The organism is Cedecea sp. VD22, assembly GCF_037150195.1.
In the GTDB taxonomy this organism is placed as follows: domain Bacteria; phylum Pseudomonadota; class Gammaproteobacteria; order Enterobacterales; family Enterobacteriaceae; genus Cedecea.
In genome coordinates this window covers 326,818-342,716 of record NZ_JBBCPX010000003.1, presented here as the reverse complement: position 1 = coordinate 342,716, position 15,899 = coordinate 326,818, and the positions used below count along the sequence as shown (strand labels likewise).

The window sequence follows — 15,899 nt, the reverse complement described above, 5'->3', positions numbered from 1 at the left end:
GGAACTGATATGAATACGTTTTTATTCGCTCTTATCCAGGCGCTGGCGCTGTTTTTTGCCGCGCCTCTGCTGGCAGGGATTACCCGCGTGACGCGCGCCCGCCTGCATAATCGCCGTGGCCCCGGCGTGCTGCAGGAATACCGGGATCTGTTCAAGCTGCTGGGCCGCCAGAGCGTGGCCCCCGCCGCCTCTGGCTGGGTTTTCCGCCTGATGCCGTTCGTGATGGTGGGCGTGATGCTCACCATCGCCACCGCGCTGCCGGTGGTGACAATTGCCTCGCCGCTGCCGTCATTAGGCGACCTGATAACCTTAATTTACCTGTTCGCCATCGCCCGCTTCTTCTTCGCCATCGCCGGGCTGGACACCGGCAGCCCGTTCACCGGGATTGGTGCCAGCCGTGAAGCCATGCTTGGTGTGCTGGTCGAGCCGATTCTATTGCTTGGTTTGTGGGTTGCCGCGCAGGTTGCCGGCAGCACGCACATCAGCAATATCGCCGGGACTATTCACGCCTGGCCGACGGCGCAAAGCCTGACGCTGGTTCTGGCCTTCGCAGCCTGCGCCTTCGCCACCTTTATTGAAATGGGCAAGCTGCCGTTTGACCTCGCCGAAGCCGAGCAGGAGCTGCAGGAAGGGCCGTTGTCCGAATACAGCGGCGCGGGCTTTGCGGTGCTGAAGTGGGGCATTTCGCTGAAGCAACTGGTTGTGCTGCAAATGTTTGTCGGCGTGTTCCTGCCCTGGGGGCAAATGAGCGCCTATAGCTGGGGCGGGCTTGTCCTTGCCCTGGTGCTGGCCGTTGTGAAGCTGGTGGCGGGCGTGCTGATTATCGCGCTGTTCGAAAACAGCATGGCGCGCCTGCGGATGCTTGAAACCTCACGCATTACCTGGGCCGGTTTTGGTTTTGCCTTTTTAGCCTTCGTCTCCTTGCTGGCGGCGTGATTTAAGAGAACCTATCGATGTCTGAAGAAAAAATTGGTCAACACTATCTCGCCGCGCTGCATCAGCAATTCCCGAATGCGGTGATCGACGAAGCCTGGCAGACCAAAGACCAAATCACCGTCACCGTGAAGCTCAACATGCTGCCGGAGGTGGTGGAGTGGCTTTACTACCAGCAGGGCGGCTGGCTTTCGGTGCTGTTTGGCAACGATGAGCGCCAGCTGTGCGGCAGCTATGCGGTGTATTACGTGCTGTCGATGGAAAGCGGCGTGAAGTGCTGGATCACCGTGCGTGTGGAAGTGGATGCCGACAAACCAGAGTTCCCGTCCGTCACGCCTCGCGTTCCTGCCGCCGTTTGGGGCGAGCGCGAAGTCCGCGATATGTACGGCCTGCAGCCGGTTGGCCTGCCCGATGAGCGCCGCCTGGTGCTGCCGGACGACTGGCCTGACGATCTTTATCCGCTGCGTAAAGACAGCATGGATTACCGTCAGCGCCCGGCGCCGACCACCGACAAAGAGACCTACGAGTTCATTAACGAGCTGGGCACGAAAAAGAACAACGTGGTGCCGATTGGCCCGCTGCACGTCACTTCTGATGAACCCGGCCATTTCCGCCTGTTCGTTGATGGCGAAAACATTATCGACGCCGACTACCGGCTGTTCTACGTCCATCGCGGCATGGAAAAGCTGGCGGAAACCCGCATGGGCTATAACGAAGTTACCTTCCTGTCCGATCGCGTGTGCGGCATCTGCGGCTTCGCCCACAGCACCGCCTATACCACCTCGGTGGAAAACGCGATGGGGATTGTGGTGCCGGAGCGCGCGCAGATGATTCGCGCCATTCTGCTGGAGGTTGAGCGTTTGCACAGCCACCTGCTGAACCTCGGCCTGGCCTGCCACTTTGTCGGCTTCGACTCCGGTTTTATGCAGTTCTTCCGCGTGCGTGAAATGTCGATGAAGATGGCGGAGATCCTGACCGGGGCACGGAAAACCTACGGCCTGAACCTGATCGGCGGCATCCGCCGCGACCTGCTGAAAGACGACATGATCCAGACCCGCCAGCTCGCCCAGCAGATGCGCCGGGAAGTGCAAGATCTGGTGGATATCCTGCTGAGCACGCCGAACATTGAGCAGCGCACCGTCGGCATTGGCCGCCTTGACCCACAAATCGCCCGTGATTTCAGCAATGTCGGCCCAATGGTGCGTGCCAGCGGCCACGCCCGTGATACCCGCGCCGATCACCCATTTGTCGGTTACGGCCTGCTGCCGATGGAAGTACACAGCCTCGACGGCTGCGACGTGCTTTCCCGCCTGAAAGTGCGGATCAACGAAGTCTTTACCGCGCTGAACATGATTGATTTCGGTCTGGATAACCTGCCGGGCGGCCCGCTCGCCGTGGAAGGCTTTACCTACATTCCAAACCGCTTTGCCCTGGGCTTCTCAGAGGCGCCGCGCGGGGACGACATTCACTGGAGCATGACCGGCGACAACCAGAAGCTGTACCGCTGGCGCTGCCGTGCGGCGACGTACGCCAATTGGCCAACCCTGCGCTACATGCTGCGCGGCAACACGGTGTCCGACGCCCCACTGATTATCGGCAGCCTTGATCCTTGCTACTCCTGCACCGACCGCATGACGGTGGTGGACGTGCGCAAGAAGAAAACCCAGGTGGTGCCGTACAAAGAGCTGGAGCGCTACAGCATTGAGCGCACTAATTCGCCGCTGAAATGATTTTGATGCCTGGCTTTTGAGGGAAACCCCCTCACCCTAACCCTCTCCCCAAAGAGGAGAGGGAACTGCATCGAGCCAGATTTCCCCCTCTCCCTTTCAGGGAGAGGGCCGGGGTGAGGGTCAATCATTCAGGCCAGGCAAACAAGGAAAACGCATGTTTAACTTCATCAAAAAAGCCATCAAGGGCGGCGTGGCAACCGAGTCTTACCCGCTCCAGCCCATTGCCGTCGATCCGAATTTTCGCGGCAAACCGGAGCACAATCCGCAGCAATGTATCGGCTGTGCGGCCTGCGTGAACGCCTGCCCGTCCAACGCCCTGAGCGTTGAGACCGATCTTGCCGCCGGGCAACTGCAGTGGAGCTTTAACCTCGGGCGCTGCATCTTCTGCGGGCGCTGTGAAGAGGTTTGCCCGACGGCCGCCATCAAACTCTCACAGCAGTACGAGCTGGCGGTGTGGAACAAAGCCGACTTCCTGCAGCAGGCCAGCTTCCCGCTGTGTAACTGTCGCGAATGTGGCCGCCCGTTTGCCGTGCAAAAAGAGATCGACTACGCCATTGCGCTGCTTGAGCACAACGGCGATTCCCGTGCGGAAAGCCGCCGTGGGGCATTTGAAACCTGCCCGGACTGCAAGCGCCAGCAAAGCCTGGTGTCGTCCGACCGGATCGACTTTAGCCGTCAGATGAGAGAGGCCAGCTAATGAGTAACCTACTGGGGCCGCGCGACCACAACGGCATTCCGGTGCCGATGACGGTGGACGAATCTATCGCCAGCATGAAGGCGTCGCTGCTGAAAAACATCAAACGCTCAGCCTACGTTTACCGTGTGGACTGTGGCGGCTGTAACGGTTGCGAAATCGAGATTTTTGCTACGCTTTCGCCACTTTTCGATGCAGAACGCTTTGGGATCAAAGTGGTTCCTTCCCCGCGCCATGCCGATATTCTGCTGTTTACCGGGGCGGTAACCCGCGCGATGCGTTCCCCGGCGCTGCGTGCCTGGGAGTCGGCGCCCGATCCTAAAATTTGCATCTCCTACGGCGCCTGCGGCAACAGCGGCGGGATCTTCCACGACCTTTACTGCGTCTGGGGCGGGACCGACAAAATCGTGCCGGTCGATGTGTACATTCCCGGCTGCCCGCCAACGCCCGCCGCTACGCTGTACGGGTTTGCGATGGCGCTTGGCCTGCTGGAACAAAAAATCCATGCGCGCCCGGCAAGCGAGCTGGACGTTGAGCCGGCAAAAATCCTCCACCCGGATATGGTTCAGCCGCTGCGCGTGCGGATTGACCGCGCCGCCCGTCGCCTGGCCGGTTACCGCTATGGCCGCCAGATTGCCGACAGCTACATGACTAACCTGACAACCGGGGGCGATGCCGTTCAGCAGTGGCTGAGCGCGGAAAACGACCCACGCCTGACGGAAATCGTCACTAACCTTGAGCAACTGGTTCATCAGGAGCGCGTGTAATGAGCGAGTCGGTGGTGTTCTGTCAGCTCAGCCGCAAGTTTGTCGATGAGAACGACAACACCCCGGCTGACGCTCAGCAGGTGGTCTACTACAGCCTGGCGATTGGCCACCATTTGGGGGTAATCGACTGCCTGAAAGAGAGCCTGGTTTGCCCGCTGGAAGCCTATCAGGCGTGGATTGCCACGCTTGAAGCTGACGGCGAAGCCCGGCGCAAAATGAACGGCGTGCCGCGCTACGGCGAGATTGTTATCGACCAGAATCACGTGGTGATGCTGGCCCGGGCGCTGGATGCCGCTAAGCCGACGCAGACCCCGGCACAGCAGGCCTGGAGCCAGGCGCTGCTCGACATGCTGCAGGCCATTCAACAAGAACCCGCCATCTATCTGATGGTAAGGAGACGCTATGACTAAGGTACTGCTTTGCGTAGGCAACAGCATGATGGGCGACGACGGGGCTGGCCCGCTGCTGGCCGAGAAGTGTCAGGCTTCTCCGCAGGGTGACTGGGTGGTTATCGACGGCGGCAGTGCGCCTGAAAACGACGTGGTTGCCATCCGCGAACTGCATCCGGAATTGCTGCTGATTGTGGATGCCACCGACATGATGCTCAACCCCGGCGAGATCCGCGTCATTGACCCGGACGACATCGCCGAGATGTTTATGATGACCACCCACAATATGCCGCTTAATTATCTGGTCGATCAGCTGAAAGAGGACGTGGGGGAAGTGGTGTTCCTCGGCATTCAGCCGGATATCGTCGGCTTCTACTATCCGATGACGGAGGCGGTGAAAGCGGCGGTGGAGCAGGTTTATCAGCGTCTGGCGACGTGGACGGGTTTTGGCGGGTATGAGCCCCTCACTATTTCAGAGAGCGAAACGCCTTTCTAGTCTTTCCCCTCACCCTAACCCTCTCCCCATGGGGGAGAGGGGATCAGAACGGCAGTACTTCTTTTCCCCCTCTCCCTTTCAGGGAGAGGGCCGGGGTGAGGGTCATTAATGACTACTGTTACCAAAATGACATCGTCAAAAGTGTCGAATATCCCTCTTACCTCTCGTCAAACCCGCTAACCGCGCGGCCTGCAAATCTGGCACGCTTTATGAATAACCCCACGCAATAACACACTTATTGCAGGAGTTCATGATGAACCGCTTCATCATTGCCGATTCGAGCAAATGCATCGGCTGCCGCACTTGTGAGGTGGCGTGCGTGGTCTCTCACCAGGAGAACCAGGACTGTTCGGCGCTGACCCCCCAAACCTTCTTACCGCGTATTCACGTCATCAAAGGCGTGAATGTGTCTACCGCCACCATGTGTCGCCAGTGCGAGGACGCGCCCTGTGCCAACGTCTGCCCTAACGGCGCCATCAGCCGGGACCAGGGCTTTGTCCACGTCATGCAGGAACGCTGCATCGGCTGCAAAACCTGCGTCGTTGCCTGCCCTTATGGCGCGATGGAGGTCGTCGTGCGGCCAGTGATCCGCAACAGCGGTGCCGGTCTAAACGTGATGGCGGAAAAAGCTGAGGCCAACAAATGTGACCTTTGCTATCACCGCGAGGCTGGCCCGGCCTGCCTGGAAGCCTGCCCGACCAACGCCATCCTGTGCGTGGACCGTAACCGGCTGGAACAAATGAGCGCGGAAAAACGTCGCCGTGCCGCGTTAGATGCCCCTGCGGCGCTGACGTTCTAATCCCTTTGCATTTCAACTTTTAACAGGTCTGTTACTGATGAAAAAAATTACCAGCGTCTGCCCTTACTGCGGGGCCGGCTGCAAACTGAAACTGGTCGTTGAGAACAACAAAATTATTCGCGCCGAAGCGGCCGGGGGCGTGACTAACCAAAACGAACTCTGCCTGAAAGGCTACTACGGCTGGGATTTTCTTAACGACACCAAACTGCTGACGCCACGCCTGACGCAGCCGATGATCCGCTACGAGAAGGGCGGCAAACTGCAGCCGGTAAGCTGGGAAGAAGCGATTAGCTATACCGCTGCGCGTCTGAAGGCGATCAAAGAGCAGTTCGGCCCTCGCGCCATTATGACCACCGGTTCTTCGCGCGGAACGGGGAACGAAACCAACTTTGTGATGCAGAAATTCGCCCGCGCGGTGCTGAACACCAACAACGTCGACTGCTGCGCCCGCGTGTGCCACGGCCCAAGCGTGGCCGGGCTGCAGGCAACGCTGGGGAACGGGGCGATGAGCAACTCCATCGGCGATATCGAAAACTCCAAATGCCTGCTGGTGGTGGGCTACAACTGCGCCGATTCGCACCCTATCGTGGCTCGTCGGGTGATTAAAGCCAAAAGCAACGGCGCGAAAATTATCGTCTGCGACCCGCGCCGCATCGAAACCGCCCGCATTGCCGATCAGCATCTGCAAATCAAAAACGGCTGCAACATGGCGCTGGTGAACGCCTTTGGCTATGTCCTGCTGGAAGAGCAGCTGTACGACAAAGAGTACGTCGCCAAATATGCCGAAGGTCTGGAGGCTTACCGCGAAACCGTGAAGGACTACGCGCCGGAGGACGTCGAGCATTTAACCGGCGTACCGGCTCTGCAGGTTCGCCAGGCGATGCGTACCTTCGCCGCAGCGCCATCCGCCACCATCATGTGGGGCATGGGCGTAACCCAGTTCGGCCAGGCGGTAGACGTGGTCAAAGGGCTGTCCAGCCTGGCGCTGCTCACCGGCAACCTGGGGCGTGAAAACGTTGGCGTTGGCCCAGTACGCGGGCAGAACAACGTGCAGGGAGCCTGCGATATGGGTGTGTTGCCTAACCAGTTCCCCGGCTACCAGGATGTGGTTGATCCTGAAGTGCGCGCGAAGTTTGCTAAAGCCTGGGGGATTGACCCGGCGGTGATGGATGACAAAGTTGGCGTGCGCATTACCGAAGTGCCGCACCTGGCGATAGAGGGCAAAGTCAAAGCCTACTACATCATGGGTGAAGATCCGCTCCAGACCGAAGCGGACCTGGGCCTGGTGCGCAAAGGATTTGAGGCGCTCGACTTTGTGGTGGTGCAGGACATCTTCATGACCAAAACCGCCGAAGTCGCTGATGTGCTGCTGCCCGCCACGTCCTGGGGCGAGCACGGCGGCGTCTTTACCTGTGCCGACCGGGGCTTCCAGCGCTTCGAGAAAGCCATCGAGGCGAAATACAACGTGAAGCGCGACTGGGAAATCATCAGCCTGCTTTCGACGGCGATGGGCTACCCAATGCACTATGAAAACAACCAGCAAATCTGGGATGAGCTGCGTGAGCTGTGTCCGCTGTTTTACGGCGTCACCTACGAAAAAATGGGCGATATGGGACACGTGCAGTGGCCTTGCCCGACGCTGGACCACCCCGGTACGCCGTATCTCTACAAAGACAGCAAATTCGACACGCCAAGCGGCAAAGGGCAACTGTTTGCCGCCGCCTGGCGTGCGCCCGCCGAAGTGCCTGACGATACCTACCCGCTGGTGCTTTGCACCGTCCGCGAAGTCGGGCACTACTCCTGCCGCTCGATGACCGGTAACTGCGCGGCGCTGCAAACCCTCGCGGATGAACCCGGCTTTGTGCAAATCAACCCGCTGGATGCGGACGCGCTAGGTATCAAAGATCGGCAACTGGTCTGGGTAAGTTCGCGTCGCGGCAAGGTTATCAGCCGCGCGGACGTGAACGAGCGCATTAACAAAGGCTCCGTCTATATGACCTATCAATGGTGGATTGGCGCCTGTAACGAGCTGACTCAGGACAATCTCGACCCGATCTCCAAAACGCCGGAAACCAAATATTGCGCGGTGAACGTTAGCGCGATTGAGGATCAGGCGTGGGCGGAGAGCTATGCGCAAACGACCTATAACAGCATGAAGGCGCGGCTGCGCGAGGCGGTGGAAGCGTGATTTTTACCCTCACCCCGGATGAAGGAATCGTGGAGTCTGAACTCGATTTTTCCCCTCTCCCTTCTGGGGATAGGGCCAGGGTGAGGGGCACCGAACTCCGCATTCGCGGCAAAGTCCAGGGCGTTGGCTTCCGCCCCTTTGTCTGGCAAATCGCACAGCGGCTGAAGCTGATGGGCGATGTCTGCAACGATGGCGAAGGCGTTGTGGTTCGTCTGGTGGCCAACCCGGAAGCGTTTCTGAGCGAACTGCACGAATACTGCCCGCCGCTGGCGCGCATCGACAGCGTGGCGCAGCAGCCAATTTTCTGGGACGTTTTGCCCCAGGACTTTAGCATTCGCCACAGCGGCCATGGCGCGATGGACACCCAAATCGTACCGGATGCCGCCACCTGCCCGGAATGCCTGCGCGAGCTTAACGATCCGACCGACCGCCGCTACCGCTACCCGTTTATCAACTGCACCCACTGTGGGCCACGTTTCACCATCATCCGGGCGATGCCTTATGACCGCCCGTCCACGGTGATGGCGGCGTTTCCGCTCTGTGCCGCCTGCGAGGAAGAATATCGCAACCCGATGGACAGGCGTTTTCACGCTCAGCCGGTAGCCTGCCCGGACTGCGGGCCGCAGATCTACTGGCAGCAGGGCGCGCAGCGACTGGACGGCGAGCAGGCGGTCGCCCTGGCCGTTGCCGCGCTGCGTGAGGGAAAAATCGTGGCGGTTAAAGGTTTGGGCGGTTTTCACCTTGCCGTGGATGCCCGTAACAATGCCGCCGTTGAACGCCTCCGGGCGCGTAAGCAGCGTCCCGCCAAACCGCTGGCGGTGATGATTGCTACGCCCCAAGGGTTGCCTGATGAGGCCATGGCGCGGCTTGCCACGCCTGCAGCGCCGGTGGTGCTGGTGGCGAGTGATGTTTTGCCTGAGCTGAGCGCTGCCGTGGCGCCGGGGCGAAACGAAACCGGCGTAATGCTGCCCGCTAACCCGCTCCAGCACCTGCTGGTTCAGGACTTTGGTGGCCCGCTGGTGATGACCTCCGGGAACCTCAACGGCAGACCGCCAGCCATCGACAATGCTCAGGCGCTTCAGGATTTGGACAGTATTGCCGACGGTTTTCTGCTGCATAACCGGGACATTCTTCAGCGCATGGACGACTCGGTGATGCGAGCCAGCGGCGAAATGCTGCGCCGTGCGCGAGGTTTTGTGCCGGATGCGCTTCCTTTGCCCGCTGGCTTTAAAGACCTGCCGCCGATTCTGGCGTTGGGGGGCGATCTCAAAAATACCTTCTGCCTGGTTCGCAGCGGGCAGGCGGTGCTGAGTCAGCATTTTGGCGATTTGGCTCAGGAGGGCGTGGAGGCCCAATGGCAAAGCTCGCTGGCGCTGATGAGCGAGATCTACGGCTTTAAGGCAGAGCATGTCGCGCTCGACGCGCATCCTTACTACCGCAGCGCGCAGGTGGGACATGACATGGCGCTTCCTGTTACTGAAGTACTGCATCACCACGCCCACACGGCGGCCTGCCTGGCCGAACACGGCTGGCCGCTGAACGGCGGCAGCGTCATTGCCCTTGTGCTGGACGGCATTGGCTATGGCGAAGCTGGCCAGCTTTGGGGCGGCGAATGCCTGCTGGTGAATTACCGGCGCTGTGTCTCTCTCGGCGGATTGCCGGCCGTGGCGTTGCCGGGGGGAGATCTGGCCGCCGTGCAGCCGTGGCGTAACCTGCTCGCCCAGTGTGAGGCGTTTGTGCCCGGCTGGCAGCGTTATCCCGAAACAGAAGCTGTGCGGGCGCAGGCGTGGCGACCTCTGGCCAAAGCGGTGGCTCGCGGAGTTAATGCTCCACTAGCCTCATCCTGCGGGCGGCTGTTTGATGCCGTTGCCACCGCGCTCAACTGTGCGCCTTACCAACAAAGCTATGAAGGCGAAGCCGCCTGTCGCCTTGAAGCCCTGGCGCTGGACGCTGGCCCCTGCTCGCACCCTGTCACGCTGCCGTTGGTGAACGGTCATCTCGATCTGGCGGCCTTCTGGCGGCAATGGTTTGGCTGGCAGGGCGAGGCCGGAGCGCGGGCCTGGGCGTTTCACGATGCCCTGGCGAAAGGCCTGTCGGCGCTGGTTCGCCATCATGCCCTGCTCACAGGCGTGACCACCGTGGCCTGCTGCGGTGGCGTGCTGCACAACCGGCTGCTGCGCGAGCGCCTGGCGTTCTATCTCTCCGATTTCACCCCTCTCTTCCCGACGCGGCTTCCCGCCGGTGACGGGGCGCTTTCCCTGGGGCAGGCAGTGGTTGCCGCTGCCCGCTATTTGAATCACCACAAGGATAAAAAAGATGTTAATGCGTGTTCTTCGTGACAACCCGCGCGCCGGCCTGCTGCTGGCGGTTTTAGTGGCTGCTAACTTTGCCGCCTGGGCCTGGGCGCTGGCGGCGTTTAACCACAGCTCGGCGCTGATGGCGGCCAGCCTGTTGGCCTGGTGCTACGGCCTGCGCCACGCGGTAGACGCCGACCATATCGCCGCGATTGATAACGTCACCCGCAAAATGATGCAGCAGGGCAAACGCCCGTTTGGCGTGGGAGCCTGGTTCTCGTTGGGTCACTCCAGCATTGTGATTCTGGCTTCTGTCGCCATTGCAGCTACTGCTGCGGCTTTCCAGCAAAAAATGGACTGGTTCCATGACGTTGGCGGCGTGATCGGCACCGCCGTGTCGGCCTGCTTCCTGCTGGCGATGGCGCTGGTTAACTTGGTCATCCTGCGTGGCGTGTGGCGCAACTTCCGCAAGCTTAAACGCGGTGAACCGCTGGCTGCAGATGCGACGGAAATGACCGGCGGCGGCATGATGAGCTGGCTGTTTAACTCTGTTTTTCGCCTGATCGGCAAAAGCTGGCACATGTACCTGGTCGGCTTCCTGTTCGGCCTCGGCTTTGACACCGCCACCGAAATTGGTGTGTTGGGCATTTCTGCCGCCAGCGCCTCCAGCGGCATGTCCATCTGGTCGATTCTGGTATTCCCGGCGCTGTTTGCCAGCGGCATGGCGCTGGTGGATACCCTCGACAACGTGATTATGGTGGGTGCCTACGGCTGGGCGTTTAACAAACCGCAGCGCAAGCTCTACTACAACATGACGATTACCGGCACTTCTGTGGTGGTGGCGTTGTTTATCGGTGGGCTTGAAGCGCTGGGCCTGCTGGCTGATAAATTCCAGTTAGAGGACGGGATCTGGCAGTGGGTTGGCGCGCTCAACGACAACCTCGGCAACGCCGGATTTGTTGTGGTCGGGCTGTTTATCGCCTGCTGGGGGATTTCGATGCTGAACTACCGCTGGAAAGGCTATGACGCTTTAGTGGTGAGATAAGAAAACGGGGCATTAAGCCCCGTTTTACATTGTTACTCGTTATTCGGCTTCCGCCCAGGCTCGCTCAATCTCTTCAGCCAGGATTTTCACCCCTGCCTCGATCTTTTCCGGCTCCGGGACATAGTTCATGCGCATGCACTGGTGCGTGTGCGGCCACGGCTTGTCCAGCCCCGGGAAGAAGTAATCGCCCGGCACCATCAGCACGCCGCGCTTTTTCAGGCGCTGGTACAGCAGCTCGGTGGTGATCGGCAGGTCTTTAAACCACAACCACAGGAAGATAGCGCCTTCCGGCTTGTGGATCAGGCAGCGTTCCGGCGACAGATAGCGGCGGAGTACGGCGATAGTCTCCTGCACGCGCTGGTAGTAAAACGGCTTGATAACCGTTTCAGACAGGCGCAGCAGATCGTTCCGCTTAATCATTTCGCAGGCCATGGCTGGGCCAATGCCGCCCGGCGCCAGGCTGATAATGCCGTTCATGTTACTGATGGCGGAGATGATTTTCTCGTTAGCGATAATGATCCCACAGCGGCTGCCCGGCAGGCCGAGCTTGGACAGACTCATGCACAGGATGATGTTCGGGTTCCACAGCGGGCGGGCTTCGCTAAAGATGATGCCGGGGAAAGGCACGCCGTAGGCGTTATCGATCACCAGCGGAATGCCGTGCTGGTTCGCCAGCGCGTCCAGCTTCATCAGTTCTTCGTCGGTGATTACGTTGCCGGTCGGGTTCGTCGGACGAGATACGCAGATCATGCCGGTATCTTCGCCGATATGCAGGTGTTCGAAGTCAACGTGGTACTTAAACTGGCCTTCCGGCAACAGTTCGATGTTCGGACGGGTGGAGACAAACAGCTCTTCTTCCAGTCCGGCATCCGCGTAGCCAATGTACTCCGGCGCCAGCGGGAAGAGCACCTTTTTGGTGCGACCATCCGCATGACGTCCGGCGAAAAGGTTAAACAAGTAGAAAAATGCACTCTGACTGCCGTTTGTTAGTGCAATATTCTGTGGTTCGATGTCCCAACCCAGTTCATCGCGCAGCATACCGGCAAGCAATTTTAGCAGTTCACTTTTCCCCTGCGGACCGTCGTAGTTGCATAGCGTGTCGGTCAGTTTACCGCTGGCCAGCATCTCGGAAAGCAGCTGCTGGAAGTAGTCGTTCATCGCCGGGATCTGCGCAGGGTTGCCACCGCCAAGCATGATGGCGCCTGGTGTGCGCAGGCCGTCGTTGAGATCCTCCATCAGGCGGGTGATGCCTGCATGGCGGGTGAATTTATCGCCGAAAAGTGAAAACGTCATAACGTGGGTCTGCTGAATACTTTTGAAAAGAGGCTAACCATAGCGCTACAAATAACGCCGTGCAAACCCGGTAAGCATAGCCACTGTTGGCGAATATGCTGTGTGATTTGTGCTGTGCAGCAGGATATGTTGAAGCCGGGCGCTCTTTTCAGGGATGTGGCGTTATTACCCTCACCCTAACCCTCTCCCTCACGGAGAGGGAATAAACCGCTTATTTTCTCCCTTGCTGAGGGGCTTTAACGCCTATGGATTGCCCGCCCACACCACGATCACCTTGTCATCCCCGCTGACCCGGCTAAAGGCATAGCCCTGTTTTACGCTCAACGTGGTTTGTTTTCCTGCGCCGATGGCCTGGTGGCGGGCGCGGAACTGGCTCAGCTTCTGCCAGTGGGCAAGCGTTGTGGCCTGCGGGCCGGTGGCATCCTGCCAGTTCATGTCTGAGCGGGTGCCCTGTAGCGGGTCAGAGCCCGTCGGGCCAAACGGCCTTTGGGTTTCATCCCCGTAGAAAATCTGCACCGCGCCTGGCGTGAGCAGCAACAGCTCCGCCGCTTTTTGTCCACCTTCCCGGAACAGGCGGGTGTCGTGGGAGGAGAGGTAGCTCAGCACGTTGAATTGCTGAAGTTTGTCAGACATTTGCTGCCAGGTCGGGCCAATCGTGGCCAGGCAATCTACGGCTTTGGCCGCCTGTTCCTGATAGTCGAAGTTGATCATCGCGTCGAAGCCGCTGGCGTAGTAGTCGCTTTTCATCACGCCGTGCCCCCAGGCTTCGCCCGTCATCCAGAACGGTGCATCGTCAATTTTTTTGTCCGGGTTGACTTGTTTCCATTCAGCCAATGCCGCGCTGGACTGCGTTTTTAATTGCTGCCAGGCCGCTTTTTCGACGTGTTTTGCCGTATCGACCCTGAAGCCATCAATGCCGTAGTCACGCACCCACTGACTTAGCCAGTGGGTCAGGTAATCGCGAACCGTGTAGCCCGGAATCGCCTTTGCAGCGGTATCCGGCTTGCGGCTGTAAAACGCCGGTAATTCTGCTGGCGCGGTCGCTTCGGTTTTCAAATCGGGCAGGAAGGCGAGCGACATGGTTAAATCGTCAAAGCCGGGATTGTCGTAATCGCCAATATCCGTTCTGATCCAGGCTTTGCCCCACCACTTATCCCACGCGGCCTTGTCGCTGAAGTTGATGTAATCGTTAAAGCTGTGCCAGCTTTGGCCCGGGGCTGGCTTCCAGTCAGTCCAGCGCTCGCCGAGGGTTTTTTTAAGTTCATCACCTTTGAGATAGAGGGCGCCAAACTGGTATGCCTGCATGTCGGCGAGCGTCGCGTATCCGGTGTGATTCATCACGACGTCAAACAGAATGCGGATCCCGCGCTGATGGGCTTCATCCACCAGTCGGCGGAGATCGGCTTCGTTGCCCATGTTGGCATCAAGCTTCGTCCAGTCCTGGGTGTAATAGCCGTGGTAGGCGTAATGCGGGAAATCACCTTTGGTGCCGCCGCCCACCCAGCCGTGAATTTGCTCCAGCGGGGAGCTTATCCAGAGCGCGTTAACGCCAAGCTGCTGCAGGTAATCCAGTTTGCTGGTCAGCCCGGCAAGGTCGCCGCCGTGGAAAGTGCCTATTTCCTGCATGCCGTCTTTATGGCGGCCATAGCTGTGGTCGTTCGCCGGGTTGCCGTTTTCAAAACGGTCGGTGAGAACGAAATAGACCGTCGCATTCTGCCAGCTAAACGGGGCAGGCTTCGCCACAGTGGCAGATTCCAGCAGCAATAAAGCGCCGCTTCCGGCCGCGGGCATCAGCGTGATGTGGCCTTGCTCAACCTGGGCCGTATTCCCGCTGTAGAAATCCCGCACAACCGATCCTTCAGCAAAAGTGCTGCTGACATCGACGTTGAGCGGCTTTCCATCCCATTTCGGGCACTGCGCCATCACTTGCAGGGGCTGACTGCTGGCCTCCGGCTGAAGGGTAAGCATCAGCGTTGGCGTCCCGCTGCGGGTATCTATTTGCGCCTGGTACTCTCCGGCGCGGAAAACCCGCCACGTCGGGGCATCCCCGGCGCAGGGCGTCAGGGACAGAACCTGATTAAGTTTGATGGCCTCTGAGGGCTGCCAGCATTGATTATCCTGCGTCAGCCTGAGGGGAAGGGTACTTTTATCGAGGTCTGTTGCGCTGGTAAACAAGCCCGGATGTGTGGCCTGAAAAGCAGAAAGCCCAGGCGCGTTCCAGCCCGCGAATGCAAGGCAGGGCGTGAACAACAGGCAGAGAGAGAGTCGTGTCATACGCATCATCCAGTGAGGATTTATTGCGCAGTTTGCCATGCCCCTGGAAACATGCGCTCATCCTACCCGTGTGTTTTACAGGGTGTAGCCGCCGGGGTGAGTGACGGCGTTAACGTTTTTATTTGTTCGTTAACCAGTGGCCGAAGTGGGCGCTCAGCGTGTTGCGGGTGGCGAGCAGCTCATCGATTGTTTTGGTGAGTCTGGCGTTCAGGGTTTCACACTGCTCAAAGCTGTAATGGTTATCGGCGCGCAGATTCTCGAGTTTTTCCTGCAGGATCGCCACTTCCGCTTCCGCTTTGTAGCGCGCTTCCTGCTGGGTTTTAATCAGTTCGTCGGCGGCTTCCAGGCGCTGATGAAGCTCGGCTTTTTCCCGCTGATGTGTCTCCAGCAGCCCGGAGCCGGACTCTTTCTGGCGGTTCAGCAGGCTTTTCAGCTCGTCGATTTCCCGCTGCATCACGCTGCGCACCAGGGCAGATTCTTTCAGGTGCATTTCCTGACTGATATTCAGCGCTTTCTGGAGCTCTGTGACCTGTTTTTCATATCGTTGCAGGCGGGCGATTGTTTCTACGGTGTTACCCTGAGCGGAGCGCTGCTGGGCTTCTCGCAGCTGGGCAAGCAGGCTGGTGGAGAGTGACTCAGCTTCTCTCAGGCGACGGAGGGTTTCCGGCGAGTCCTGGTAAACCGTTTTGGTTTGCGGCGGTTTTTCACTGATGCGAACAAGATTAACGTTGACTAATGCTGCGCTAACCTCGGCCTGAATTTGCTCTTTATTATGCGCTTTCATACGGTTGCACGCGCTGGCAAGGAAGCTTGCGGCTTCGTTAGCGTTCGCCGTTGCAAAGGCTTTTTTTATCAGGTTCTGCACCAGGCTCATGTTGCCAGTTTTCCTGTATCAAATGTTATTTGAGCGCCTTAACCCCGGTCGTTCCGCCGTCAGGCTATTGCCGCCGCCACCTTAAAAATATAACCAATAATCTCACTCTCTAAATGCGGGAAT

Annotated in this window: 13 protein-coding genes; 10 read left to right on the top strand and 3 right to left on the bottom strand. The window is 59.1% G+C overall.

What is annotated here, in order from left to right:
- Positions 1-9: 9 nt before the first annotated feature.
- From WFK85_RS09850 to WFK85_RS09805, 10 genes are all read left to right on the top strand, one after another.
- Entirely contained in the window at positions 10-936 is a 927-nt protein-coding gene (locus WFK85_RS09850; RefSeq protein ID WP_166994902.1) for an NADH-quinone oxidoreductase subunit H, read from the top strand.
- A 17-nt stretch (positions 937-953) separates the two neighbouring features.
- Positions 954-2,663 (top strand): NADH-quinone oxidoreductase subunit C, encoded by a 1,710-nt coding sequence (locus tag WFK85_RS09845; protein WP_166994900.1) that lies wholly within the window; start codon positions 954-956, stop codon positions 2,661-2,663.
- Positions 2,664-2,817: 154 nt separating this feature from the next.
- Complete coding sequence (locus WFK85_RS09840; protein ID WP_038477388.1) at positions 2,818-3,360, top strand: formate hydrogenlyase complex iron-sulfur subunit; 543 nt, start codon at positions 2,818-2,820, stop codon at positions 3,358-3,360.
- Positions 3,360-4,124 carry an NADH-quinone oxidoreductase subunit B family protein gene (locus WFK85_RS09835; protein ID WP_008457680.1) on the top strand — a complete coding sequence of 255 codons (765 nt, stop codon included), beginning with the start codon at positions 3,360-3,362 and terminating at the stop codon, positions 4,122-4,124. Before WFK85_RS09840 ends, WFK85_RS09835 begins: the two co-directional genes overlap by 1 nt.
- Complete coding sequence (locus WFK85_RS09830) at positions 4,124-4,534, top strand: formate hydrogenlyase maturation HycH family protein (protein WP_008457679.1); 411 nt, start codon at positions 4,124-4,126, stop codon at positions 4,532-4,534. The genes WFK85_RS09835 and WFK85_RS09830 overlap by 1 nt, the downstream gene beginning before the upstream one ends.
- Entirely contained in the window at positions 4,527-5,009 is a 483-nt protein-coding gene (gene hycI, locus WFK85_RS09825) for a hydrogenase maturation peptidase HycI (protein ID WP_166878912.1), read from the top strand. The genes WFK85_RS09830 and hycI overlap by 8 nt, the downstream gene beginning before the upstream one ends.
- A gap of 253 nt (positions 5,010-5,262) precedes the next feature.
- Entirely contained in the window at positions 5,263-5,808 is a 546-nt protein-coding gene (gene hydN, locus WFK85_RS09820; RefSeq protein ID WP_008457677.1) for an electron transport protein HydN, read from the top strand.
- A 37-nt stretch (positions 5,809-5,845) separates the two neighbouring features.
- Positions 5,846-7,996: a formate dehydrogenase subunit alpha gene (fdhF, locus tag WFK85_RS09815; RefSeq protein ID WP_166994898.1), complete on the top strand. Its 2,151-nt coding sequence runs from the start codon at positions 5,846-5,848 to the stop codon at positions 7,994-7,996.
- 80 nt (positions 7,997-8,076) lie between these two features.
- The gene (hypF, locus tag WFK85_RS09810) at positions 8,077-10,335 is read left to right on the top strand and encodes a carbamoyltransferase HypF (RefSeq protein WP_336706678.1); all 2,259 of its coding nucleotides are present in this window, start codon (positions 8,077-8,079) and stop codon (positions 10,333-10,335) included.
- Positions 10,313-11,335 (top strand): HoxN/HupN/NixA family nickel/cobalt transporter, encoded by a 1,023-nt coding sequence (locus WFK85_RS09805; protein ID WP_336706677.1) that lies wholly within the window; start codon positions 10,313-10,315, stop codon positions 11,333-11,335. Before hypF ends, WFK85_RS09805 begins: the two co-directional genes overlap by 23 nt.
- A 39-nt stretch (positions 11,336-11,374) precedes the next feature.
- Here WFK85_RS09805 and avtA read toward each other — a convergent pair whose 3' ends face one another.
- The 3 genes from avtA to WFK85_RS09790 all read right to left on the bottom strand — a co-directional run bounded on the left by avtA (position 11,375) and on the right by WFK85_RS09790 (position 15,776).
- Positions 11,375-12,628 (bottom strand): valine--pyruvate transaminase, encoded by a 1,254-nt coding sequence (gene avtA, locus WFK85_RS09800; protein ID WP_166878906.1) that lies wholly within the window; start codon positions 12,626-12,628, stop codon positions 11,375-11,377.
- Positions 12,629-12,871: 243 nt separating this feature from the next.
- Positions 12,872-14,902, bottom strand: coding sequence for an alpha-amylase (locus WFK85_RS09795; protein ID WP_166994894.1), 2,031 nt, complete (start codon positions 14,900-14,902; stop codon positions 12,872-12,874).
- Between the two features lie 118 nt (positions 14,903-15,020).
- On the bottom strand, positions 15,021-15,776 hold the full coding sequence (locus WFK85_RS09790; RefSeq protein WP_166994893.1) for a hypothetical protein: 756 nt from the start codon (positions 15,774-15,776) through the stop codon (positions 15,021-15,023).
- Positions 15,777-15,899: the final 123 nt, after the last annotated feature.